Origin of the sequence: Achromobacter xylosoxidans A8 (assembly GCF_000165835.1) — a bacterium.
In the GTDB taxonomy this organism is placed as follows: domain Bacteria; phylum Pseudomonadota; class Gammaproteobacteria; order Burkholderiales; family Burkholderiaceae_B; genus Achromobacter; species Achromobacter xylosoxidans_B.
The window spans coordinates 4,309,917-4,330,073 of sequence record NC_014640.1; the positions used below are offsets into that span (position 1 = coordinate 4,309,917).

Sequence of the window (20,157 nt, forward strand, 5' to 3'; positions counted from 1 at the left end):
AACGAAAGGACCCGGAAGTGCCCGCAGCGCCATAACATCTGCTGGCCTCTGTGGAGTCACGGCAGTGCCCGTAGCCATGTCGGTGATCCTGCCCCCGGGCGGAAAGCGCGGCCCAAGCTCAGCCTTCAAGAACGACAGAAGATCGTTGACTTGATGGGTTTCCCTTTCCTTATCGGGGGCTCGGAAGATGTGAACAGTAATCACAGATAGAACCTCATATTTCTGTACGTGGCTGAAATTGCCTCGACAAGAAAGAACTGTGGCCCGCTTTCATTGATGTGCAAGAGACGCCGCCGCAGGCAAACACCCATGTGCAATTGGCCGTCTGGCGCGTCCATCAACGCGATTGATGGTGCGACTGTCGGGTCCGCCTGACGCCGTAAGCCGCGGAAGATCTCCACAACACGCCCAGCGCGAAAAGCTCGCTCCTCGACCAGGTGAAGGCGACGGTCGCCCGTCAGATATTCCCAAGCTTCCGCAGAAAAATGCAGGCAGTTGTATGCCTGGCGGTCGTACTCTCTCGACAGTAGGAAATCTATGCTCACAGGAACCCCCTGAGCATTGGGAACAGATCAGTCCGGTATGGAACCCCGGTCTTGCTCGTGTTCACCTGCGGAGCTGTGGCATCGAACTGCGCGCCATCACGTGACCGCGTAATGGGTTGCGCCTGCAACACAATCGGCCCGAACATTGGCCGCTCCAAGTTGTCGGAACGGTAGGTCCGATGCACCACCTTAGGCGGCGACGTTCGAAGCGTCCCGGCAACACGCGCCCGCTGAATTTCGTCTGGAAGGATTTCCCCCAAATCTCCAACAGTGACGGAAATCCCGAAATCCAGAGTGCCGCGGTCCTCCAGTAGCTTCAGCAGCAACGGAACATACCGAAAAAACACCAACTCGCCTGACTCTACGCGCGCCCAAAGTCCATCCCGAAAATTGGCTTGCAGGCGCCATACTTGCGAGAAGCTTGGCTGACTAATTTCAATCGTTTCTAGCCCTACCGCGTTACGCGGCGCGCCAAAGAAGTAGTCCACAAAAATGGCATTTTCATCTGGCATGAGGAAGGTCCTCGTTCACGAGCTTCGCAAGTAGATTCATCATTTCCTTGATCGCCGGGAGGCTGCCGTAAATTGCAAACAGCGTCAGGATTGCCCCCCAGTAATCAAGCGTCTCGTCGTCGAACTCTGGAAGCGATTCAACCTCAAGCTGAAACGTGACGGTCCAACCATCCCCCCCAATCGGTACCGGCCGCGCACTTCCGGGAATGAAATGCGCGACATACCGATTGCTGAGGCTGCTGTCAATGGTCAGGTCGGCGTAGAACGGCCCACCGCCAATCCGCCGCATCTTTCTCCAGAAGCCCATCAGAAGGCCGTATTCCTCGCCAAACACAACATATGTCGCTTGCAGCGTATGGGCCATTGACTGAACCCCTGCGCGATAGCGCCCACTTCCACCTTCCAGAGCGATGCGCTGCGACCCATCCCCGAGAGCGGGCGCATAGCCGGCCTGAATTGGGCGAAACGGCAACACAGGGATATCGGTCATCGGTTTCGCTCCGTTTTAAAGTTGTTCGTCATTGCGCGAGACCCGCGAGAACTCGAACGCCCGAACTGCGCCTCCATCATCTTTGGCCCTTGCTCAAAGACCTGATCGCGGGAGATCAGCACCACCTCGTCGCGAGTCAATCGCTCGACGCGGTAGTCCTGCGGCGTACCGTTGTTATTGATCGTTATGCGTGGTCCCTGGCCCGCGTCCGCGCCCGACGCCGTTGACTTGGTTAACGGAGTCACATAACCCCCCTCTCCACCTGACATCAGATAGGTGCGGCCTTTGTAGTTGTAGAGTTCCGGCCCCAACTCGTTCACTTCATAGAAGGTTCCCGGCGCCGTGGGCCCGCCGCCAGCGCGCCCATCTAGAAGCCCCAATGAAGAGAGACTCCACGGGTTGTTGGCGGCGGTGGTCGTCCAGTTCCCCGCCAAGCCGCCAATCGCACTGCTTAGAAAGCCGGCCAACGGTGCTGTCACATTCTGCTGAACCAGCATCTTCGCGATATCGGCAAGAACTTGCTGCGCGACATTTCCGAGACTGCGAAAATCCAATTTCAGCTTCGTGATCGCTGTGGTTCCAAACGCCTCCAGCCCTTGAAAGGCAGTGGAGAATACGGACTTTGTGCCACCGGCCACGTTCGCAGCTTCGTCGGCGTAGTCCTGCAACGCTGAAGTTGCCCCATTGGCCCAATCCACCTCGGCCGCTTTGACCTCTTCAAAGTAGGCCTGCTGCATTGCCAGCCGCTGCTGAAGATGATCGGCCAGGAGCTGAGTTTCCTCACGGTAAGTCTGTTCCGACACCTTCCCAACGGTCCGATCGCGGGTCGCCTGATCCAACTGCCGCTGGTAATCACGCAGAATGGCCTGGCGGGCACGCAACTCTTCCTGGTCTCGTCTGCCCGTGCCGACCCCAGCAAGCTGGTCGTTGTACTGTCGTTGCTCGACCTCTCGCGAAGAGCTCAGGCTTGCCCGCATCACTTCCACGCGAGCGCTTTCCTGCGCCAGGCGTAATGTCTGTTCTGCGGCCACGTTACGCTCCAACGCCGCGCGCAACTGATCCTGCTGGGCGACCAGGCTCTTTTGGTCGGCCGTTAGGCTCTTCTTCTCCTTAAGATCCGAAATTTGCTGTTCGAACTCCAGCCGGCGCTTCTCCCATGTGCCCAACTTCTCTTGCGCGACGACCTGGCCGCGCAGTGCTGCTTCCGCCTGGGCATACTCCGCGAGTAACCGAGTTGCGCTGTCGTCCCTGGTCGGTGAAGCGCTGCCCCGCTCCTTATACTGACGCTCGATCGCCTCACGAGCGGCCTTGATGTCGGAAGCGGCCAGGGCAGTACCGTCCTTCTGCGCCTTCGCGATGCGTTTGTCCAGATCATCGAACGCCTTGCGCCGTTTTTCTGCCTTGGAGGCGCCATCCTCTACAAGCTTCGCAATCTCCTGCCGCGCCAGGATCGCCTCTCGATTGATGCGCAATTGCTCGGCTTGAGCCTTGGCCGCGTCCTCGGCCTCCTTCTTTTGTGTCTTCAGTGAATCAACAAGCGCCTGTGCCCCGGCCAACCCTCGCTTCTCTTTTTCGCTGATTGCGGCGCCGTTTTCAGTGGCAATGCGGATGTTTTCCGATCGCTGCCTCACCTCCCGCTCTGCCGACCGAATCTTGTCATCAACCGCGGCTTCGCGGCCCATGTCCAGCATCTTGTCCCAAGCCCAGCTCGCCGCGCGCCCCAGGTTATTCCAGGCTGATTCAAGCGAGCCGAGGTTCTCCCTTTGCGCAGCGGTTCGGCTCGTGAGCTCCGAAGCGGCCTGTCGCGCAACGATTTCGACGGCCTCTTGAGCGCGCCCTTGCTCCGTCAGCGCCTGTACCTGTGCAAAAATCGTGCCGTTCAGAATTCCGTAGCGTTCGTTGAGCTCAACAACGGCTTCGACTGGATCCTTGCTCAATTTCGCGAAAGAGTCGACCGTCTTGCCGATTTCCGCTCCAGTTGCCCGCTGCATTTCCGCCGCAATTAGGGCGATGTCGCTAATCGCGGATCCTGCAAAACGTCCGGATGATGCGATGGCGCTCAACGCTTGTACTGCACGGGAATGACTCCCGACGACAGCGCCGAGACCGTGAGCCAAACTCACTAGGTTGTCGGCCGTGACGCCGGCCGCATTCCCGCTCAGAATCAAGCCCTCACGGAAATTCTGCCCCTCCGATGAACCCTTAACCCACGCCACAGTCAGGCCAGCGAGTGCCGCGGCAGCTACGGTATACGGATTCACCAGGCCCAATAGCGCCCCTCCAAGCGCCCGAGCGGCCGGTACGATCCCTCCGAACATATCCTTAAGCTGGCCGCCTTGTTGCAGCAGCACCGTCAAAGGCTGTTGCCCACCCTGGATCGACACAATAATGTCGGTCAACTGAGCAGGCACGCCGCGAAGTGCCGCAGCCTGCTGAGCGGCACTCAAACCGTATTGGTTTAATTGCTTGCCAGCACCGGCCGCTGCTGCCCCCGTTGCGGTCAGCTTCGCCCTCAATTCGTCCAGAATGGACGTGGGCACCTCACGCAACGCGGCGTTATAGAGAATTTGCTGCTTGCGGTTGAATTCAATCGTGTTGGCCTGATTGACCAGAGCATCAACACGACGCCGCTCCGCGGCCGTCAGCTTCGCATAGTCGGCCTGAGCGGCCTCAGACATCCCGCTTGTACCGCGCTTGGCAGCAGCAATAGCGGTATCAAACTGAGAGGTATCGACAACAATGTCTAGCCGCGCAGTGCCTATGCTTTCCTGTGCCATATTTCAACTCTTGTGAAGAAATTCCAGCGCGGCGCGCTCAATAGATCTGAGCGTTCCCATGATCTCGTCCTGCTGGGCCAGATCTACCCCCCTTCGATCCATATCCGAGTAGAGGGCGTTGTAGTCCAAGCCCACCGGGCCGCCAGCACCAACGCGCCATTGCGTATGGTTCCGGGCAAATAGGTCAAATGCAGGCGCGAGATCAGCCCATACCTCAACAGCGGGTCGTTTGAAGAGCGATGGCCGGAAACGCAGCCCGGCCTTTGCCAACGCTTCGGCGGATGGCGGCGTCCAATAGAACGCAGCCACCGCCCCCTTCAGTTTTTTTCACGTTCGACCCGAAGCGCTTCGTTGTAGGCCTGGACGATCGCCAGATCCGCCCCCGGCTGGTGTTGCCGCAGCGTATGAATGGAGGCATCTTCCAGCGGCATGTCAGCGTCCCAGCGCTCGATCAGGTGCAGCAGCAGATCGGCAGTGGTGATCTTCCCTTCCCGCAGCTGCCCCATCAGATCGTCGTACTCGTCCTTGGTCTTATGGCGGAACGAGACGATCAGCTTTTGGGTACGGCCCTGGCCCTTGATGGTGATAACTGCTTCAATAGCCGGATCGGCTTTGATGATGAAGGTCATTGGGCACCATCGTACGTAGTAGTTTCGGCGCGCAGAGACAGAGCGAACGTATTCTGCAGGTTCGCATTGGTGCCGCCGACAGGATTCTTGTTGAAGGACGGGAACCCGTAGTAGTACACGACGCTGCCATCCGGATAGACGCCTTCGACCACTACGGGCGACTTCAGGATGTCGGCAGCGATCAGCTCGCCGTACCACTCCTTCTTGCGGTCGTAGTCCAAGGTGAAAGTCAGGACAACCGGCGTCTTGAACGTGGGTTTCTGCAACTGCTGACTGCGGGGATCTTCGACGTACTGGTACTGGTAATTCTGTTGCTCGCCCCCGGTGATTTGCACATCCTGTATCTGATCCAAGCTGAACCAGTCGGTGACCTTGCGGAAGAAGCCTGCGCCTTTTCCCTGCGGGTAAAGCCGCTGCGGGGTCGTATCAGCCCCTTCCAGCTCGAAACTGCCAGCAGCAGCGGCTGTGGCGCGCCAGACGGTTTCGTCCAGGGCCGGCCAGCCAGAATTGACCACGAGGATGTCGCCATCGGTAGGAACCGTCACCGCAGATGCCACGGGGTTCTTGGCATTGGTGATCGCAGAAATCGCACCGATCGAGCTGATCGTCTTGGAAACGCGAAACTGCGTGCCATTGATGAAAATGGAAGACATATCTTTCCCTCATAAGAAAGCCCGGCACAAAGCCGGGCAAGGAATGAAAAATTGCGGTGTTTTAGGGGAGATGCCAGATCCCAAAGTCCTGACGCGTGCCGTACTTCTTGATTGCCTCTTCGTAGAGACTGGTGGGCGAGCCGTATGGCTCCACGGCCGGAAAGTCGCTTTCGCACAGGGCGGTGCCGATCTGATCGGCGATGGAGCTCGCATGCGCCCGCGTCGTAGCCCAGACAAACACCTGCAAGCGCTGGTGCCGCTTCTCGCGGCGCTTGCCCTCGACGTACCAACGCTCTTGCCCGCCCGCGCCCTGGTAAACGATCAGCGGGAATTCCGGCTTATCCGGTGTGACATCCGGATACGCGCGCCCGCCGACCAACGGCCCCAGCAGCGCTTTCAATTTGGACTCAAGTGTCATCGTTCACCTCTCTGCCCGCCAGAAGCTCAGGCAGGCGCTGCCGCCCGCGCTGTATCATTGCCGCCTGTGCGCGCTCCGAGGCGGCTTCATAGGCCGGCCGCAGAAACGGATAGGCGGGCACCCACTTCGGCGTAGCCAGCCTGCGACGCTTGTCCGTGACATAGCTGCCGTCCGGCTTGCGGACTACGGCATAGATCTGCCAGTGTCCGAACTCCACCAAGTGGCCGTGCGGTGCCTTACGCTTGTTCCAGGTGACTGCGTACTGGACCTCCTGATCTGTCGAGTACCGTTCCCGGAAGGCAAGGTAGATGGCGGCGCCCAGAACTCCGTTGTGCGTATTCACCCGCGCCTTGGCTTCATCCCGCAGCACCTCGCCGCCAGCGACGGCCATCGAGCGCGCCAGGCTGACCCGTGCGGGTCCTAACAGCCGATCCAAGCCCGCAGACCAGCCGGACGTATCGAACGTCGCCTGTAGACCCTTAGCCATCGCCGCCTCCTTGCTCGCAGATCAAGTCCGTCCACTGCCGTCGCCCAAGGTCCATCCGCACATTCTTGATGTCGAAGGGATCGCCGACCGGTTGCCCGTCGTACAGCTCCAGTAGGCGCATCCCCTGGTCGATGCCGCGGCGGAACCGGATCCGGAAACTGTATGCGTTGATGGACGCGCCTATGTCTTCCTGATTGCGGGTAATGGCGCCCATACCGGTCTGACCGCGGGGATCTGCCGGTACTGTTGCAACTTCCACCCAGGATCCATTCGGCTGCCCCGCGTCGTCTTGCCCATCTTCCCGCCGTTCGATCCGAATCCAGGTGCGCAGCGTCCCAGCCCTCATGGCATCATCTCCCGCCTGTCGGCGCGCAGAAGTTCCGGCACCCCTTGAGGAAGCCGAGCGGCGCTTGCACCAACAACCACCTCTTCGCGGTTGGCATACAGATTGCCGAGCGTCAGCCGCACTGCGGCCCTGACACGAGGTGTCGCCACCATGCCGAACAGCACGCGCTGAAAGCCGATCTTCGCTTCCTTCAACCGCTCCGTCGCAAGTGCAGTTGCCATTTGACGCGCAGCCGGGTTGCCAAGATCCGCTGCGGCGGCCATGGCAGCCTCATATGCGTCCTGAGCGTCGCCGGCAGCCTGCGGCAGCGCGTCCTGCGCGGCGACGAGGTCGGCTTGCGCCGAAAAGAATGCGCGGTTGAGATGGCCTGCCACTGCGCTTTCAGCAGCGGCGAGCAAATCGCTCAGCAATGACGCGTCCGCCGGATCGGCGTTGCAATGAGCAATGCACTCTTCAGGCGTCAGCAGTGACATGATCAGTCCTTCGCGCCTTCGGCCAGCGCTACACGGAGCTTGTCGAGGCCCCAGCGTTTGTCATACTTGATCTGCGCCGCGTCCAGCTGGGCCATCAGGTCTTTCTTCTCGTCTGAATCGTCCGCACTCGCTTCCAGCACGCCCAAAGCCCGCGCGCCGGCTTCAAGTTCGGGAGGGCATTCCTCACCGGCCGAAAATTCAACCGGGTAGATAGCGCCCTTCGGCACACCCCGAAACGCCTTGATCAGCTTCGCCATATAACTCTCCTGAGATGGGGAAGGACGCCGGCCGGCGCCTTCCCGCGGTATTTAGTCCGCAGCGACCGTCATGGCACGCATCGGCTCGGGGTTATGCACTCCGCCCCCGACGCGCTTGGTCGTGTAGAACAGCACGTACGGCTTGTTCGTGTACGGGTCACGCAACACCCGCACGCCCACGCGATCGAAGATGGTGTAAGTGCGCTTGAAGTCGCCGAACAGCACCGGCGTTGCGCCGGCCACCGCATCCGGCATGTCAGGAACTTCGGTCAGCGGGAAGCCACCCACGGTGGCGGGTTGACCGGCGACGAAGGACGGCTGCCACAGGTAGTTGCCTTGACCATCCTTCAACTTGCGGACCTGGCCCTGCGTCTTACGGTTCATCGCGAAGCGCGCGTTGCCCGTGAATGCCGAAGGCAGGTCATAGATGAGGTCGATGATGCCGTCCGAAGTGATGGCCGCCGCCGCACCGCTATTCACCACCTTGATCGCGCCGAACGGATGCTTGGCCGCATTGGCGCCGCCGGCAATATAGGTCAGAATCCCGAAGGGCTTGTTCGTGCCGTTGCCCGACACGTAAGCCAGGCCCTCCTGCTTGGAAAACTCGGTTTCCACTTCCCCGCCCAGCCAGCTTTCCAGGTTGATCGCCGCATCGTCGAGCAGCTGCTGCGTTGCGGCGGGGTTTGCGTAGAGCTCCCCCCAGCCGAAGCCCAGCGAAGCAAAGCCGGCGGTGTTGGTCTGCGGCCGGGGGTCCGTCTCGCCGACCCAGCCCGAGGCCGTACCGCCCAGGTTGTAGAGCTTGGTCAGACCCGCGCCCGACACGGGCTGCACCGTCGCCAACTGGCGCATCGGCGACACCAGCACCAGTTTGTCGGTGATGGTGCGATCCCACTCCACCGGGGCCAGATAACCGCCCTCATCTGCGGCGCCCTTGTTCAGCGCCGCCTGCACGTCGCCCTTTTTGAAGTGAGCGTTGAAGGCGTCGCTGTATTCGGAGTCCTTCAGGCGCTGACCGGTGCCGTCGCCCATCTGCGCCGACGCAATCTTCATGTTTGCGTCGTCGATGGCCGATTGAAGCCGGGAGATGTCCGCGTTGATCTTTTCGACCTTGAAGGCCTGAAGCGCATCATGCGTGCCCTTCTTGACCTCATCCAGCTGCTTGGAGTGTTCGTCTTTGAACGTGGCGAACGCTTGGTTCAGCTGTTCGATGAGGGCCTTCACCTCACCCGGGCCGCCAGCATCGGCGCGTACGGAAACCAGCCCGCGGGGGACGCGGGCATTCGATTGTTGCTTCATGTTTAACCTCGCAGGGTTGAAAGTGTGGTTTGCAGCAGGGCTGCTACGTCGTCACCAGCGCACGGCGTGGTGGTTGTGGCAGCGCTCGGCTTGCCGGAAAAAAGTGCTTTGAATGTGTCGCGACGGGAGGTACGGCTATATCCGGCGCGCGCCATTGCGGCTTCCACCTGGGCCAAGGCCCGCCGTTCCCCGCTCGATTGCGGTTGCTCGATAACCGCGGCGCCATCCAGTAGCCCGGTGGCGAAACCATCCTCCACCGCCTGATCAGCGCCGATCCAGGTTTCCTTATCCATAAGGGCTGCGGCCTGTTTCGACGTCAAACCCGTTCGGGCTGCGTAAACCTGGGCCATCGCTTCATCGAACGGCTCCAGCTTCGCGGCTGCGTCGACCAGGTCGTGCCGGTTTCCAATGGCTACTGCCCAGGCGTTGTGGATCATCAGGAACGATCCCTGCCCCATTAGGATGTCATCGCCCGCCATCGCAATTACCGATGCGGCCGACGCTGCCAGCCCCAACACCTTGATGGTTACCTTGGCCTTGTGCTCGCGCAGCGCGTTGTAGATCGCAACCCCTTCGAAGAAATTGCCGCCGGGTGAATTCACGTTCACCGTCACGTCACGGGCCCCGACAGAACGCAGCGCGGCCTGAATACGCTTGACCGTTACGCCGCTGCCATCCCAGGTTTCCCCGATGGCGTCGTAGATGGAAATGGTGGCGTCTTCGTCCGTGCCGGCGGCGCGCACTTGGGGCGCCCACCGCTCCAGCGCGTCCGGGCGCAGATCGAAGTCGGCGGCACCCAGACGGGCGTCCGCCTTGATCTCAGGCAGTTGCAGCAAGCTCATTGGATTTTCCTTTTTGGGTAATGGGATCGCGTAGCTTGTTTGCCTGCGGGTCATCGCTCGCCGGCAGGTCTGACAGGTCGCGGATCTCGTTCTGCCACATCCACGGGGCATGACCGCCGGCGCCGGACGCTTTGGCGAAGTAGTCCGCCTGGTCCTTCAACGTGCCGCGCATCAGAGCCCGCTCGTTGAACTTGTAGGCCAGCTGGTCCAGTTCCTCGTCAGTCAGAAAGGTGCGCATCGCCGCCTGTTCCCACGCCGTGAACCAGAACTGCAGCCCGTACTGCACGAAGAAGATTCCCAACTGCTCGATGCCCGACCCCCAACTGGTGTCGTCCATCATCAAGAGGGGCCGCGGCACGCCGAAGGCGCGCGCTACCTCTTCAATCTGGGCGTTGCGGTTCTCGATGTGCTGCGCTTCGGCTGCGGTCACCTTGAACTTGTTTGCCTTGGCGCCTTCCTCCAACAACATCCAGCGCTCAGCGTTCTCAGCACCCGCAAAATCCGTGTCCAGGGAATTGCGCATCCGCCCGTAGGCCGTATCCGATAGCGCCTTGGGCACCTCCACGGCGCCGCCCGCCAGGTTGCCCGTCCGAAATACGCGGCCAGCGGCGCGCTCGGCGTCGCGCGCCAGTGAGATGGCATCGCGCGCGAGCTTCATACGGCCCAGCCCTTCCACCCCATCAATGGTGATGTCCCGCAGGTGGAACACCTCCTTCTGCGATAGCTTTACCTGCTGGCCATCCGGCCGGGTGTACGTGTAACGCATCTCCCAGCCCACAAGCTCGGCCTTGACGGACCCGAGCGCCATTGGCACCAGGGCGATCGGCCTGCCAGCTGACCAGATAACCCTGGCGTAGGCATTGCCTTGCTGCAGGACATGCAGCTGCATCATGCTTTTGAATTCGAAGGGCGTTTGCCACCCGTTCGGCTTCAGCTTCATCAGCCGATAGCCCGGGTGGTCTTTCGCTGGCGCCTTGGATGCGTCGTTTCGAATCAGGTTGAGCGGCAGCATGCCAAGTGAAGTGACGATCAGCGACACGCACCGCAGTGCGGCCATGTTCCGTAGCGACTCGACCCGGCTGTTGTAGTCGCCGCTGCGGATGTATTCCAGCAGCGCTGGATCATCCAAGCCTCGGAACGCCTGCCCCCTGGGCTGCGCCGACGCCTGCGCGCTTTCTAGCGCAATGGTGGGCTCAAGCCGCGGGCCGGCTTCAGGCGCCGACTCGTCCGCCGAGCCGCCCAGAAAGCGGTCCAGTAATTTCATGGGTTCTCTCAGATAAATCGAATCCCGCGGGACTCGTATACCGACCGGCCGGAGGCCTCGGGATTAAGGACCATCAATTGCGCTGCATCGAATGTCGCCATCAAGGGATCAATCTTCGCGGTGCCGCTCGCCTGCTTGGTAATCAAGATGCCGTTGGCGCGCAGTTCGATACGAGCATTGCCCACAGCCCAAGACATCAGAGCCTGATCGCCATGTACGAAGGTGCCTTCGGCAAGCTTGCGCTCCACTGTCTTGATGATGCCGCCCAGCTTCCAGCCCTGCGACACACCGACGATCAATTCCTCGGGGATTTCAGCCTCTACCAGCGCGTCATTGAAGGTCACGCCGTTTTGGTCGGCACCGATGCCACATTTCTCGGGGAACAAGCCAGCGTCGTACACCTGGCGGATGAGGGCCGCCAGTTCTGCGGTGTCATCGCCGATCTGCTTGACTATGACCAACTCGCCAGCCCGTTCGAAGTCGCGCAACCTGGGTTCAATCTCTTTGCGGCGCTCCAGAACAGACGGGTGCGCCCAGGCTCGCGCCCAATGCAGCCAGTTTCCCGTCCCACGCTCGCGCCCTAGAAATGCCAGGCCCAGCAGGTCATCCAGGCCACCGCCGTCGATACCGGCCGTGACAACTTCGGAACGCTCCATCAGCGCGCGAAGCGTCAGTACTCGCTTCCCCCGCTTTAGCCAGTGATCAGCACCTGCCCAACGGCCAGAACGCAGGTTCAGCCCGATCTCGACATTCAGATGCTTGGCAAGAAATTGTTGGAATGCTCCGTCCGTTCTGGCCTGCAATAGCTTGAGCTGATCCCCCAACCATTCGGCGCTGACCGAGCGGCCGAGGTTCGGATTGGTGATGTAGAAGTTCGCCGGGTCGAGATAGGCTTTTGCCTCGACCATTTCTTCCGGAAACTCGTACAGGATGCCGAGCGTCTTCGGATCGACCACGCGCCCGTCTCGCACATCGCGCCAGTAGGCGAGCTTTTCTTTGAAGACACCCGCCGGCGGCTCATCGCTTTGCGTCGTCAGGTAGATGACCCAACCTTCATCCCGGGATATCTGGCCTCCCAGCGCCTCAAGGAACATCGCCACGGCGTTCGCCCGCTTGCCAAACAGCCAAAGCTCGTCAACTAGAATGCGGCCCGATTTCTTGCCCGACACCGTGTCGGTGTCGGCGGCGACCACCTTCAGGCTGTTGCGCGTCGTCCGGTGCGTAATGGTGCGAACGTGGTCCTGGACGTGGAACATGTCCGATAGCTCCTCATCGGCCCGAATCATTGCTGCGGCCGGCTTGAAGCTGTTGTCTGCCACCTCCTTTGTCGGCGCCAGAATCAGGTGTTCCTCTTCCTGGCGCCAGCAGATGATGACCGCCGTCAGCATGATGCCGGCGGCAATGGTGGATTTCGTGTTCTTCTTGCTGATGAGCAGGCCATACTCACGGATCAGCTGCTTACCCGTGTCCGCCTCATAGCCACCAAAGATGGCGCGAACGAAGTCAAACACCCATTCTTCGGAGCATTCGCCAAACGTCTGGTGCCGGTATTCGCCGATGGCATCGTCATAGACCTGCGGCAGGTCAACCACCTTCAGCTGCTTGAAGATGCCCAACGCATACTCGGCCTGGTCAGGGAATATTGGTGGCGGAATAATCGACTTGCGCGCCCGTAGCCGATCTGCCCAGTCTGGGCACGCAGTTGTCCAGGCCATTCGCTTACCCCTTCCCGACCACGCGCAGAAGCGGCGGGCGCGGCGGCGCTCCGAACTTGCCTCCGGCCACTGCATCGCCCGCCGCCTTCTTCTTGGCGTCTTTCTTGCCCTGTTCCCCAATCTTTCCATGGACGTAGGGAACCCACGCTTTTGCCGCATCGACCCGCAGCTTCATGTCCTGCTCAGGATCGTTCGCGACTGCCTTCAGGAACTCCAGGGGATCGGAGTAAAGCTTGCCCAGATCCGGCAGCGAAATCTCCGTCCCAGTGGCCGCGGCCTCTTCCTTCAATTTGTTAACTTGTTTAACACGACCGAGAGCTTCCTGAACGTCCTTGTCTTTCATCAGGCGGGACGCTGCAACGGCCGCCCCTTTTTCGCTGTAACCCGCATGGATAGCGGCTTTCGCACCGGACAGGCCCGACTGCAACGCCTGCACAAAGCGGCGCTTTTTGTCGGTTAATGCCATTAACAATCTCGGTTAACAAATCCGGTTAAGGGGAAATTTTCCGCGCATGAGGGAACAGGTGGTTTCCGGAAGGCATACCCGCCAGACTTTCACCCCGCCCCCCCGTTGCCATGGCCCATTACGCCCGTGCACAGGCCTGCCAGGACGCGATCCTAGACGCGCTAGGGTCGCGCCATCACCGTGACTGCACAGCGCGCAACGGCCTTCTGATCGTGCGAACGGACAGGCCGCGCCTAATCCATCGCTGCACCTTACCCCAATGGGGCGTTGCGCCCGTCGTGCGGGCAGCGATGGCCACGCCATAGAGATACCAACGCACCCACCACGCGATATGGATGGAAACCGTGACTGTCTGTTGCGCCATCACTCTCTGCCCCTGTAGCCCATGTCCCGCCGCGTCTTGGCGTCATGGCATCCGGTCTTCCGCCCGTTCACATCGCGTGACACGCACAGAATCTGCGTGTTCGCATCGGTGTCTTCGCCGCCGTCGAACAGGCTCACCTTGTGGTCCAGTTCAAACCCATACGGATAGATGGTCAGCGTCCGGCAATGCGCACAGTGCGGGTCAGCAGACCAGACGTGCAACCGGCGCTCTTGCAGCTTGCGACCCGTCATGCGCTTGGCGCTGGGTGTGGGCGCAGCGGCAAGCCTGGAGCCGGCTATTGCTATGCGCGGCTTGAGGGTCGTGAGCTTCATGCATATTCCCTTTGTGATCTGGCCGGGTGCTATCCACTGCACACCGCCCGGCGGCGATGACCGAATCCCCGAGCGCTAAGCCCAGCGCGCGGACCCTTGATAGCGAAAGGGTGGAGCCTCTTTAAAAAACAACAAAAAAAATGCTCAATGCATCTTTTGTGTTGTATAATTCCTTATCGATTCAACGAAGGGGAGGTAATGAAATACAGCGAGTTCAGGCGGTGGCTACTCAAGCAAGGTGTGAAGTTAGAAGCACACAAAGCAGGAAGCAGTCACTACAAAGCAACCCTTGGAGATCGAATCACCAGCTTTCCAGACCACGGCGCTAAAGAAATCGGTACGGGACTGGTACAGAAGATCAAAAAGGATTTAGGTCTGAAATAAAGGGGGTGGCCCGCAGGGGCCGCCTCTCCCCCGTTGTATGAATGCCTCCCCTGCTCACAGAGGACAAACCATGTTGACCTACTGCTTCACACTGACGCCGGACACGAACGGCACGAATCTGATCCAGTACCCGGATTTTCCCGAAGGTGCCTCGGTAAGCGAAGGCGATCACGACTTGCAAGCCAACGCAGCGGAAGGACTGGAAGCCGTGCTGCAGCTTTACATTGACGCGCGCCGCCCTATCCCCATGCCTGAGGCAGTCGGGGACGGGAGCGTGACGCTGGGTGCGATGACGACGGCCAAAGTGCTGCTGTCTAACGAAATGGTCCGCCAGGGCATCCGCAAAGCAGAGCTGGCTAGACGTCTGGGAATTCACAATCCTCAGGTAGACCGTTTGCTGGATCTGACCCACAGTTCAAAGCTGGAAGCCATCGAAGCGGCGATCCGAGATCTGGGGCGCCGTCTCGACATCTACATTGCCTGACACCACCCGCATCTTTCAAAGCACAAAGCTCAATGTCCCTAGCTGAAGAGACCCAGAATAAAAAGCGTCGAAACCTCATGGTCACCACATTGGCCGTCATCATCGCGGCCTTTCTTGGTCTGAGATTTCCGATCATCTCGGCTGTCCTACCGACCACAACGGATCCAGCCGACGTTGCCTGGAAATTCTGGACCGTACCGGCCGTGCTCATCCTCTACCAAGTATGGAGATGGTCCACAGATAGTGCGACAAAAGAAGAGTATGGCCGTGTGGGGCAGGTGCAAATGAGCAACTACGAAGCTGTGGCCAAACGCCATCTTGTGATTGCCGTGCGTAGGAGTCTCTGCAGGCAACGGACGAGTTACGACATTCGGATCACCTCGGAACTGCCCGACGGCGACGATTGGAGCTGGAGAAAAGCTACTCTCAAAGCTGCCCCTTACATTGCAGGGAGACCCTTGCCAATATCTGACACAGGGCAGGCATTCATCGAATTCACCGTACGCTCGCAGGACACCCTACGGCATGCAACTTCGTCCTTTGGCGTCGTTTACCAAGCGGGAAGGGGCGCGGCGTTCTTATTCCACGCTCAAGCCGCAGCGCTCACCTTGTGGCAATCTCCAGACTGCCAAGATGTAGCAGTACCTTGGCTTCTGGCTCCCATTGCATTGGGAATCTGCGTCTTCAAAGTCGCTGCTCTGACCTGAAGAACAAAAAAACCCGCCAGCTTTCACATGGCGGGTTTTTTCTGGACGCAGTAATACACCGCACCTGAGTGCCGAAACTGAGGAGGCCAGCGCTAGCCCCACGCATCCGCGGTGTTTACTTATCGAGGACTTCCAACAGTTCCGTGACGTAGTAGAGAACGGGCTTTTCCTCTACCGTCTCTACCTTTACGTTGACAATGAACGCCTTGCTGAAGGGATGGGAGACATCGAGCAACATGTGCTTCTTCAATTCCGCCGAGGCAAATCGAACCTTCACCGGTTTCGGATAAATGCTTTCGATCGTGGCTCGGTCTGTGGTTGCGTTTTTTTCCGAATTGGTGGCGCGCGCCCAGTACATCGCTACCTCTTGATGCTCGCCAGCTTGCACTTGAGATTTACTGTCCCATTGCAGCAACATCTTTGCCCTATTCTGAATAGCATTTGCCTCAGTACTATTCAATGAAAAGACATTAATGACTCCGTGGTTCTCGATGGTCCCAACATTGAGTTGGGCTGCCGCATCCTTTGCCACGGGCTCGACGAACTTTGAAACATTGCGCAGGGTAACTGCGTCGAGCTTTTGAGCCTCTGATTTGTCGCGTCCTAGCAGGACACTGGCAACGGTCTTCAGATGGTTAGCAAAATCGTGCACGACGTTGTACTGCTCAATCAGCGGTATGGCCACGGATGCCAACGCGCCTAGTGTCGCCACTATGCTGCCCTGCCGTATTTCTTTGATATATAGCTTGGCATCTGGCACAGCTGAAGCCAGGCCAAATCGCTCCAAATAATGAGCGTACTGGTTGCCGGCCCCGAGCATGCTATTTGCGAAATCTAGCAGCTCAACCGGTTCCCCATTCTTAAGTTCGATGACAACTTGCATATTGGAGTCGATCAATACTTCCGCTGCCACAAATGCCTCCCGTCTCTATTTGTGACTGGAGTTTACAAGGCCAATCGGAAGCAAAATACTGGATAAACATACAGTAATCGATTAACTCGCTTGTGCCAAGCGCAAAAAACCCGCTGGCTTCCGTCGCAGCGGGTTTCTGAAAACGCACTTATTCAAAGTGACTAAACAGGGCGAACTTTAGCAGACAAATTTCACCTGCGCAACAGGGTCAATCACACAGGCCCTTTGCCGCCAACAGATCAGCCGCGTACTCCATCGCGAGCGCTTCGACGCCTTTCTGGCCCACGCCACGCTCGCCGCCCTTCTGCTTCGTGGTGCGGGTCCCGTACAGCCAGAGCTTGACCTTGCCGTTGTGATTGGTAGCCGTCGCCGCGCTTACGCCAGCCCGCTCAGCCGCATCGGAGAGCTTCACGTCCTTGCCGAAGTAGCGCGCCACGATTGCATCGCGCAGGACGCGCGGCGTCGGATGCGCGGACAGGGCATCGCACGCCGCCGCGTCGGAAATCTCGCGCACGGCCGCCAGCCAATCATGCCGATCAACAGTACCCTGGCAGCACTTGCAACGGTCGGTGCGGGGTGCGAAGCGTGCGACCAGGATTGCACGGTAAAGACGGGGCAGCTTTTCCAGCGCGCCCAATACGAACGCAGCCTGCGCGGCTCCATCCGTGCCGCCCAGGCCCTTTCCCTCGGCACCAGCCTGGGATTGAGCCTGTGCGAGGCGCGCCATCATGGGCTTGTCATACACCTGGTCCGTATGGTTGTAGGCAAAGGTCAGCGCCGCGTGAGCGGTGGCAAACAGTCGGCTCGGTTGCGCTTCTACGACCGGGGTCGATGGAAAGCGCGAAAGGGTCAAAGTAGTCATCAGATAATCCCCGGGGAATAAGTCACTTTCGCGGGCAGCATTTCCCGCATCCATTGCATTGCTGCTTCCCATGCGAAGGTGACGGTATGCCGCCCCCGGACAGGAAAGGTTCTTGGGTTGACGTGGTGGGCATCCACCATCACCGATTCACCACGCGCCCCCGTTTGTCTGTAGATCAGCACCGGCACGCCCTGCTCGCCAGCCTGCTGCTGCGCCTGGCGCCACCACGCGGGCAAGCAAAGCGTGTTGGCGTGCTTGCATTCGATGACGATGTGCGCAAAGGCAGGGTCGTCCGCAACCACATCGCTATCGTCTGCGGCGTTGCGCACGCGCCGACGCCATACCTTCCCAGTCGCCTCGGTCAGCAGGTTGGCCACCTTGCGCTCATACGCCGCCCCTTTGTTACGCTGCATTGCGCTCATGCCTGCGCCCCCGTGTCCGGATAGGCGTCCATGGCAGCTTTCGCCATGGCAATGACCGTGGGCGAATACTGCCGACCGCCCTTCTTGCCCGCTTCGGCGAGGATGCGCTTTGCACCGCGCCGAGGATCACGGCCAGACTCATTCATGATCGCGCCCGCCCCCATCGCCCTGAGCGCCTTTTCAGCGTCCTCTTTAGTGGCCTGCGTAGCGCCCGGGGCCGGCAACGCTGGCGCAGGAGTCGGCACCGCATGCCATTGACCGTGCGCAAGCTCTTCGGAGAATGCACGCTCCCAGCGCGCCTTCAGGACCGCATAGCCGCAATTCAGCAGGTCATGCGTGCCGACTGCCACCGCCGCCCAGTAAATGGCCGGATGTGGCCAGTTACCGATTTCACCGCGCCGCCGGGCATTCATACCGGCCACCGCGTCGTGGAACGCAACCTCAGGCACCGTCCATGGGCGACACAGGCGCATGAACTCCGGCAACGTCGGGGGCCAATCGCGGCTGAGGCAGGCAACAAGGCCGACACGCGCTTCCGCTTCCGTGTAGCCTGCCAGCTTTTGATTCCATGCGTCCTTGACCTCGCGGGGCGTCAGCCCTTCCCATGCCTGGGCGAACTTGGACCCGTACATCAGGCGCAGTTCCGCGACGACCATGCCACCCAGCGCAGCGTCAACGGCCGGATTAGTGAGTTGTGACATCGATGATCCCCATGTCGATTTCGGTCCGCGGCGCGCCCTGTGCAAGCGACGCGCCCAGTTCCTCATTCCACGATGCGCGCCGCTGCGCCGCACTCGGCTGGCGCGCAGGTCGCGCAGCCCCCGAACGCAAGACGCGTTGCAGGTAGCCCACGGGCTCAATCGCCTGGTCGTCCACGCATAGCTGGATGGCCCGAACGATGTCCTCGTCCTGGTGCGACTTGCGGAACATGCCCAGCATCGAACGGGCTTGCTTCTCCGGCTGACCAGCAGCGATCAGCAAGGGCAATCCAAGGGCGAAAATCTGGTCTACGGCCGAAGGCGGCTCCGGCGGCGTGCCGCCCGTTCCGTTAGGAACGGAATATTTATTGGTTATTGGTTCTTGGTTAGGGTTACGACTGGGTTTTTCCTGGCCCCCCACTGGGTTTTCTGTGGGTTCCGCCTGGGTTCCTTCTGGCAACCCATCAGAAACCGACTGGGTTTCGTTGGGTTTCTTCTTCGGCCTTCCGCCCGCCTTTCCGTTATCCCGGTTGGTTTTCGCCTTCTGCTGATACGCGGCGATTTCGCTATCCGCCCGCTTATTGCGCCAAGCGCCGTCCACCAACTCGAAGAACTCCTGCAAGATCATCGGCACCGCAGCGCGCTCTTCCTCCGTCCGCGCCCCCACCCAACGGCAGACCTGCTGCATGTCGTCTTTGATCGGCTGTTCCTCGGCGTAGTAGCGGCGCAGGAGGCGGCTGTAAATGGCGTCCTCAATCAGGCTCAAGTGCATCGTGGCCTGGGCGTAGTCGCCGATGTTGTGGCTGTAGTAGTTCATTCGGTGACTCCGTAGAGCGCCTGATAGCCGCGCTCCGCTTCCTCGGGCCACTTGCCCAAGGCGATGATGCGCAAGCGCGTAAGACGCAGCCCGGGAACGAAGTAGCTCAGCTTCATTTCCCACGGCGCGGTTGATTGATCCAGGAAGAAGTGGCACCCGCCGCAGCCGAAGGCAATTGCCCAGTCGTGCGCCTTGATCCCCTTCCCTTTCCCGTCGCGGATCTGGTTGGAATGGCAGGCCACAGTCGTATCTGTGCCGCCCTGGCAGTACTTGGGCACGCGCAGCAAGCATTCCTCGCCCTTGGCAAGGTCCAGCAGCGCCGGGTTGCGATAGACGGTCTTGGGCGGCTTCTTGCCCTTCTTGTGCGCCTTCATGGCCGCACGGGGCGGCGGCAGCGGCTTGGCGCGCATCATCGGGGCCTTGGCCTTCAGCGGCGCGCCACGCTTCATAGGCGTCTTCTGGCGAAGGGGCGTCTTGCGTTGCAACGTCATGCCGCCCCCGTGTGCTTTCGAACGCGCCACCATGCCGGCAGATGCCACGCGTTCATGCGCTGCCTGACCAGGCCGGCCCGTACCGCGTCGAACAGGAACGATCTGACGGCACATCGGGCAGCTTCGCCCCGCGAGGTGCTGGACCAGGGATCGACCGGCTGCAACGTAGGCTCAACGATTGCCCGCAGCGCCCCCACGTCCACCCGGCGCGGGGTGTCGATGATGGCCTGGCGGACGGCTTCCACCGTCTTCGCTGGCACGCGGTAGCCCCTGAACATGTGCAAGCAGTCAGCCATAGATGCCGCTCCATGCCACGAACGGCTTGCGGATGGCCGTATGGAACAGCCCTGCTGCTTTCGCGTTGTGGTCCAACTCCGCGCGACTGGCGACTCCGCACATGTCGCGCACGTACTGCGCCGCGTGCTGGCTCGGGGCCACGCCCTCGGGGACGGCGCCGATGCGGGAAACAACCCACCGCTGGAACTTCGCGCTGCTGCACATCATTGCAGCCGT

28 protein-coding genes are annotated in these 20,157 nt (G+C 60.3%); 3 read left to right on the top strand and 25 right to left on the bottom strand.

Annotated features, from left to right (window positions below; genetic code table 11):
- Positions 1–541: 541 nt before the first annotated feature.
- The 17 genes from AXYL_RS19880 to AXYL_RS19960 form a co-directional block, all read right to left on the bottom strand.
- Complete coding sequence (locus AXYL_RS19880) at positions 542–1,057, bottom strand: DUF1833 family protein (RefSeq protein WP_013394645.1); 516 nt, start codon at positions 1,055–1,057, stop codon at positions 542–544.
- Positions 1,047–1,547, bottom strand: a complete 501-nt coding sequence (locus AXYL_RS19885; protein ID WP_013394646.1) for a hypothetical protein — start codon at positions 1,545–1,547, stop codon at positions 1,047–1,049. The genes AXYL_RS19880 and AXYL_RS19885 overlap by 11 nt, the downstream gene beginning before the upstream one ends.
- Positions 1,544–4,324, bottom strand: coding sequence for a phage tail tape measure protein (locus AXYL_RS19890; RefSeq protein ID WP_013394647.1), 2,781 nt, complete (start codon positions 4,322–4,324; stop codon positions 1,544–1,546). The genes AXYL_RS19885 and AXYL_RS19890 overlap by 4 nt, the downstream gene beginning before the upstream one ends.
- 3 nt (positions 4,325–4,327) lie before the next feature.
- A complete protein-coding gene (locus AXYL_RS19895; protein WP_013394648.1) occupies positions 4,328–4,633 on the bottom strand; it encodes a DUF1799 domain-containing protein in 306 nt (101 codons plus the stop codon).
- A gap of 8 nt (positions 4,634–4,641) precedes the next feature.
- Positions 4,642–4,953: a phage tail assembly chaperone gene (locus tag AXYL_RS19900; RefSeq protein ID WP_013394649.1), complete on the bottom strand. Its 312-nt coding sequence runs from the start codon at positions 4,951–4,953 to the stop codon at positions 4,642–4,644.
- Entirely contained in the window at positions 4,950–5,606 is a 657-nt protein-coding gene (locus AXYL_RS19905) for a phage tail protein (RefSeq protein WP_013394650.1), read from the bottom strand. The genes AXYL_RS19900 and AXYL_RS19905 overlap by 4 nt, the downstream gene beginning before the upstream one ends.
- A gap of 61 nt (positions 5,607–5,667) precedes the next feature.
- Positions 5,668–6,006 (bottom strand): DUF3168 domain-containing protein, encoded by a 339-nt coding sequence (locus AXYL_RS19910; protein ID WP_202798611.1) that lies wholly within the window; start codon positions 6,004–6,006, stop codon positions 5,668–5,670.
- Between the two features lie 7 nt (positions 6,007–6,013).
- The gene (locus tag AXYL_RS19915; RefSeq protein ID WP_013394652.1) at positions 6,014–6,511 is read right to left on the bottom strand and encodes an HK97 gp10 family phage protein; all 498 of its coding nucleotides are present in this window, start codon (positions 6,509–6,511) and stop codon (positions 6,014–6,016) included.
- On the bottom strand, positions 6,504–6,857 hold the full coding sequence (locus AXYL_RS34405) for a head-tail adaptor protein (RefSeq protein WP_013394653.1): 354 nt from the start codon (positions 6,855–6,857) through the stop codon (positions 6,504–6,506). The genes AXYL_RS19915 and AXYL_RS34405 overlap by 8 nt, the downstream gene beginning before the upstream one ends.
- Positions 6,854–7,330, bottom strand: coding sequence for a phage gp6-like head-tail connector protein (locus tag AXYL_RS19925; RefSeq protein ID WP_013394654.1), 477 nt, complete (start codon positions 7,328–7,330; stop codon positions 6,854–6,856). The genes AXYL_RS34405 and AXYL_RS19925 overlap by 4 nt, the downstream gene beginning before the upstream one ends.
- A 2-nt stretch (positions 7,331–7,332) precedes the next feature.
- Positions 7,333–7,587, bottom strand: a complete 255-nt coding sequence (locus AXYL_RS19930; RefSeq protein WP_013394655.1) for a hypothetical protein — start codon at positions 7,585–7,587, stop codon at positions 7,333–7,335.
- Between the two features lie 51 nt (positions 7,588–7,638).
- Positions 7,639–8,883 carry a phage major capsid protein gene (locus tag AXYL_RS19935; RefSeq protein ID WP_013394656.1) on the bottom strand — a complete coding sequence of 415 codons (1,245 nt, stop codon included), beginning with the start codon at positions 8,881–8,883 and terminating at the stop codon, positions 7,639–7,641.
- A 2-nt stretch (positions 8,884–8,885) separates the two neighbouring features.
- Positions 8,886–9,725 (bottom strand): head maturation protease, ClpP-related, encoded by an 840-nt coding sequence (locus AXYL_RS19940; RefSeq protein WP_013394657.1) that lies wholly within the window; start codon positions 9,723–9,725, stop codon positions 8,886–8,888.
- Positions 9,703–10,989 carry a phage portal protein gene (locus tag AXYL_RS19945; RefSeq protein WP_013394658.1) on the bottom strand — a complete coding sequence of 429 codons (1,287 nt, stop codon included), beginning with the start codon at positions 10,987–10,989 and terminating at the stop codon, positions 9,703–9,705. Before AXYL_RS19945 ends, AXYL_RS19940 begins: the two co-directional genes overlap by 23 nt.
- An 8-nt stretch (positions 10,990–10,997) precedes the next feature.
- Positions 10,998–12,704, bottom strand: a complete 1,707-nt coding sequence (locus tag AXYL_RS19950; protein ID WP_013394659.1) for a terminase large subunit — start codon at positions 12,702–12,704, stop codon at positions 10,998–11,000.
- A 4-nt stretch (positions 12,705–12,708) separates the two neighbouring features.
- Complete coding sequence (locus AXYL_RS19955) at positions 12,709–13,170, bottom strand: terminase small subunit (RefSeq protein ID WP_013394660.1); 462 nt, start codon at positions 13,168–13,170, stop codon at positions 12,709–12,711.
- A gap of 363 nt (positions 13,171–13,533) precedes the next feature.
- A complete protein-coding gene (locus AXYL_RS19960) occupies positions 13,534–13,866 on the bottom strand; it encodes an HNH endonuclease signature motif containing protein (RefSeq protein WP_013394662.1) in 333 nt (110 codons plus the stop codon).
- Between the two features lie 198 nt (positions 13,867–14,064).
- Between AXYL_RS19960 and AXYL_RS34415 the strand changes: the two genes are divergently transcribed.
- From AXYL_RS34415 to AXYL_RS34905, 3 genes are all read left to right on the top strand, one after another.
- Positions 14,065–14,250, top strand: coding sequence for a type II toxin-antitoxin system HicA family toxin (locus tag AXYL_RS34415; protein WP_080551082.1), 186 nt, complete (start codon positions 14,065–14,067; stop codon positions 14,248–14,250).
- 70 nt (positions 14,251–14,320) lie between these two features.
- The gene (locus tag AXYL_RS19965) at positions 14,321–14,734 is read left to right on the top strand and encodes a type II toxin-antitoxin system HicB family antitoxin (protein WP_013394663.1); all 414 of its coding nucleotides are present in this window, start codon (positions 14,321–14,323) and stop codon (positions 14,732–14,734) included.
- A gap of 32 nt (positions 14,735–14,766) precedes the next feature.
- Positions 14,767–15,441, top strand: a complete 675-nt coding sequence (locus tag AXYL_RS34905; RefSeq protein WP_013394664.1) for a hypothetical protein — start codon at positions 14,767–14,769, stop codon at positions 15,439–15,441.
- 115 nt (positions 15,442–15,556) lie between these two features.
- Here the strand turns inward: AXYL_RS34905 and AXYL_RS19970 are convergent, their stop codons facing one another.
- The 8 genes from AXYL_RS19970 to AXYL_RS20005 form a co-directional block, all read right to left on the bottom strand.
- Entirely contained in the window at positions 15,557–16,354 is a 798-nt protein-coding gene (locus AXYL_RS19970) for a hypothetical protein (RefSeq protein ID WP_013394665.1), read from the bottom strand.
- 208 nt (positions 16,355–16,562) lie between these two features.
- Entirely contained in the window at positions 16,563–17,216 is a 654-nt protein-coding gene (locus AXYL_RS19975) for a hypothetical protein (protein ID WP_013394666.1), read from the bottom strand.
- A complete protein-coding gene (locus AXYL_RS19980) occupies positions 17,216–17,638 on the bottom strand; it encodes a hypothetical protein (protein WP_237709919.1) in 423 nt (140 codons plus the stop codon). The genes AXYL_RS19975 and AXYL_RS19980 overlap by 1 nt, the downstream gene beginning before the upstream one ends.
- A complete protein-coding gene (locus AXYL_RS19985; RefSeq protein WP_013394668.1) occupies positions 17,635–18,339 on the bottom strand; it encodes a hypothetical protein in 705 nt (234 codons plus the stop codon). The genes AXYL_RS19980 and AXYL_RS19985 overlap by 4 nt, the downstream gene beginning before the upstream one ends.
- Positions 18,323–19,153 carry a YdaU family protein gene (locus AXYL_RS19990; protein ID WP_013394669.1) on the bottom strand — a complete coding sequence of 277 codons (831 nt, stop codon included), beginning with the start codon at positions 19,151–19,153 and terminating at the stop codon, positions 18,323–18,325. Before AXYL_RS19990 ends, AXYL_RS19985 begins: the two co-directional genes overlap by 17 nt.
- Positions 19,150–19,644, bottom strand: coding sequence for a nuclease domain-containing protein (locus AXYL_RS19995; protein ID WP_013394670.1), 495 nt, complete (start codon positions 19,642–19,644; stop codon positions 19,150–19,152). Before AXYL_RS19995 ends, AXYL_RS19990 begins: the two co-directional genes overlap by 4 nt.
- Positions 19,641–19,940 carry a hypothetical protein gene (locus AXYL_RS20000; protein WP_013394671.1) on the bottom strand — a complete coding sequence of 100 codons (300 nt, stop codon included), beginning with the start codon at positions 19,938–19,940 and terminating at the stop codon, positions 19,641–19,643. The genes AXYL_RS19995 and AXYL_RS20000 overlap by 4 nt, the downstream gene beginning before the upstream one ends.
- Positions 19,933–20,148, bottom strand: a complete 216-nt coding sequence (locus tag AXYL_RS20005; protein WP_049797839.1) for a hypothetical protein — start codon at positions 20,146–20,148, stop codon at positions 19,933–19,935. Before AXYL_RS20005 ends, AXYL_RS20000 begins: the two co-directional genes overlap by 8 nt.
- Between the last annotated feature and the right edge of the window lie 9 nt (positions 20,149–20,157).

Coding starts and splice junctions, on each gene's coding strand:
- AXYL_RS19880 (WP_013394645.1), bottom strand. CDS start 1,057: ATGCCAGATGAAAATGCCATTTTTGTGGACTACTTCTTTGGCGCGCCG.
- AXYL_RS19885 (WP_013394646.1), bottom strand. CDS start 1,547: ATGACCGATATCCCTGTGTTGCCGTTTCGCCCAATTCAGGCCGGCTAT.
- AXYL_RS19890 (WP_013394647.1), bottom strand. CDS start 4,324: ATGGCACAGGAAAGCATAGGCACTGCGCGGCTAGACATTGTTGTCGAT.
- AXYL_RS19900 (WP_013394649.1), bottom strand. CDS start 4,953: ATGACCTTCATCATCAAAGCCGATCCGGCTATTGAAGCAGTTATCACC.
- AXYL_RS19905 (WP_013394650.1), bottom strand. CDS start 5,606: ATGTCTTCCATTTTCATCAATGGCACGCAGTTTCGCGTTTCCAAGACG.
- AXYL_RS19915 (WP_013394652.1), bottom strand. CDS start 6,511: ATGGCTAAGGGTCTACAGGCGACGTTCGATACGTCCGGCTGGTCTGCG.
- AXYL_RS34405 (WP_013394653.1), bottom strand. CDS start 6,857: ATGAGGGCTGGGACGCTGCGCACCTGGATTCGGATCGAACGGCGGGAA.
- AXYL_RS19925 (WP_013394654.1), bottom strand. CDS start 7,330: ATGTCACTGCTGACGCCTGAAGAGTGCATTGCTCATTGCAACGCCGAT.
- AXYL_RS19930 (WP_013394655.1), bottom strand. CDS start 7,587: ATGGCGAAGCTGATCAAGGCGTTTCGGGGTGTGCCGAAGGGCGCTATC.
- AXYL_RS19935 (WP_013394656.1), bottom strand. CDS start 8,883: ATGAAGCAACAATCGAATGCCCGCGTCCCCCGCGGGCTGGTTTCCGTA.
- AXYL_RS19940 (WP_013394657.1), bottom strand. CDS start 9,725: ATGAGCTTGCTGCAACTGCCTGAGATCAAGGCGGACGCCCGTCTGGGT.
- AXYL_RS19945 (WP_013394658.1), bottom strand. CDS start 10,989: ATGAAATTACTGGACCGCTTTCTGGGCGGCTCGGCGGACGAGTCGGCG.
- AXYL_RS19950 (WP_013394659.1), bottom strand. CDS start 12,704: ATGGCCTGGACAACTGCGTGCCCAGACTGGGCAGATCGGCTACGGGCG.
- AXYL_RS19955 (WP_013394660.1), bottom strand. CDS start 13,170: ATGGCATTAACCGACAAAAAGCGCCGCTTTGTGCAGGCGTTGCAGTCG.
- AXYL_RS19960 (WP_013394662.1), bottom strand. CDS start 13,866: ATGAAGCTCACGACCCTCAAGCCGCGCATAGCAATAGCCGGCTCCAGG.
- AXYL_RS34415 (WP_080551082.1), top strand. CDS start 14,065: ATGAAATACAGCGAGTTCAGGCGGTGGCTACTCAAGCAAGGTGTGAAG.
- AXYL_RS19965 (WP_013394663.1), top strand. CDS start 14,321: ATGTTGACCTACTGCTTCACACTGACGCCGGACACGAACGGCACGAAT.
- AXYL_RS34905 (WP_013394664.1), top strand. CDS start 14,767: ATGTCCCTAGCTGAAGAGACCCAGAATAAAAAGCGTCGAAACCTCATG.
- AXYL_RS19975 (WP_013394666.1), bottom strand. CDS start 17,216: ATGACTACTTTGACCCTTTCGCGCTTTCCATCGACCCCGGTCGTAGAA.
- AXYL_RS19980 (WP_237709919.1), bottom strand. CDS start 17,638: ATGAGCGCAATGCAGCGTAACAAAGGGGCGGCGTATGAGCGCAAGGTG.
- AXYL_RS19985 (WP_013394668.1), bottom strand. CDS start 18,339: ATGTCACAACTCACTAATCCGGCCGTTGACGCTGCGCTGGGTGGCATG.
- AXYL_RS19990 (WP_013394669.1), bottom strand. CDS start 19,153: ATGAACTACTACAGCCACAACATCGGCGACTACGCCCAGGCCACGATG.
- AXYL_RS19995 (WP_013394670.1), bottom strand. CDS start 19,644: ATGACGTTGCAACGCAAGACGCCCCTTCGCCAGAAGACGCCTATGAAG.
- AXYL_RS20000 (WP_013394671.1), bottom strand. CDS start 19,940: ATGGCTGACTGCTTGCACATGTTCAGGGGCTACCGCGTGCCAGCGAAG.
- AXYL_RS20005 (WP_049797839.1), bottom strand. CDS start 20,148: ATGATGTGCAGCAGCGCGAAGTTCCAGCGGTGGGTTGTTTCCCGCATC.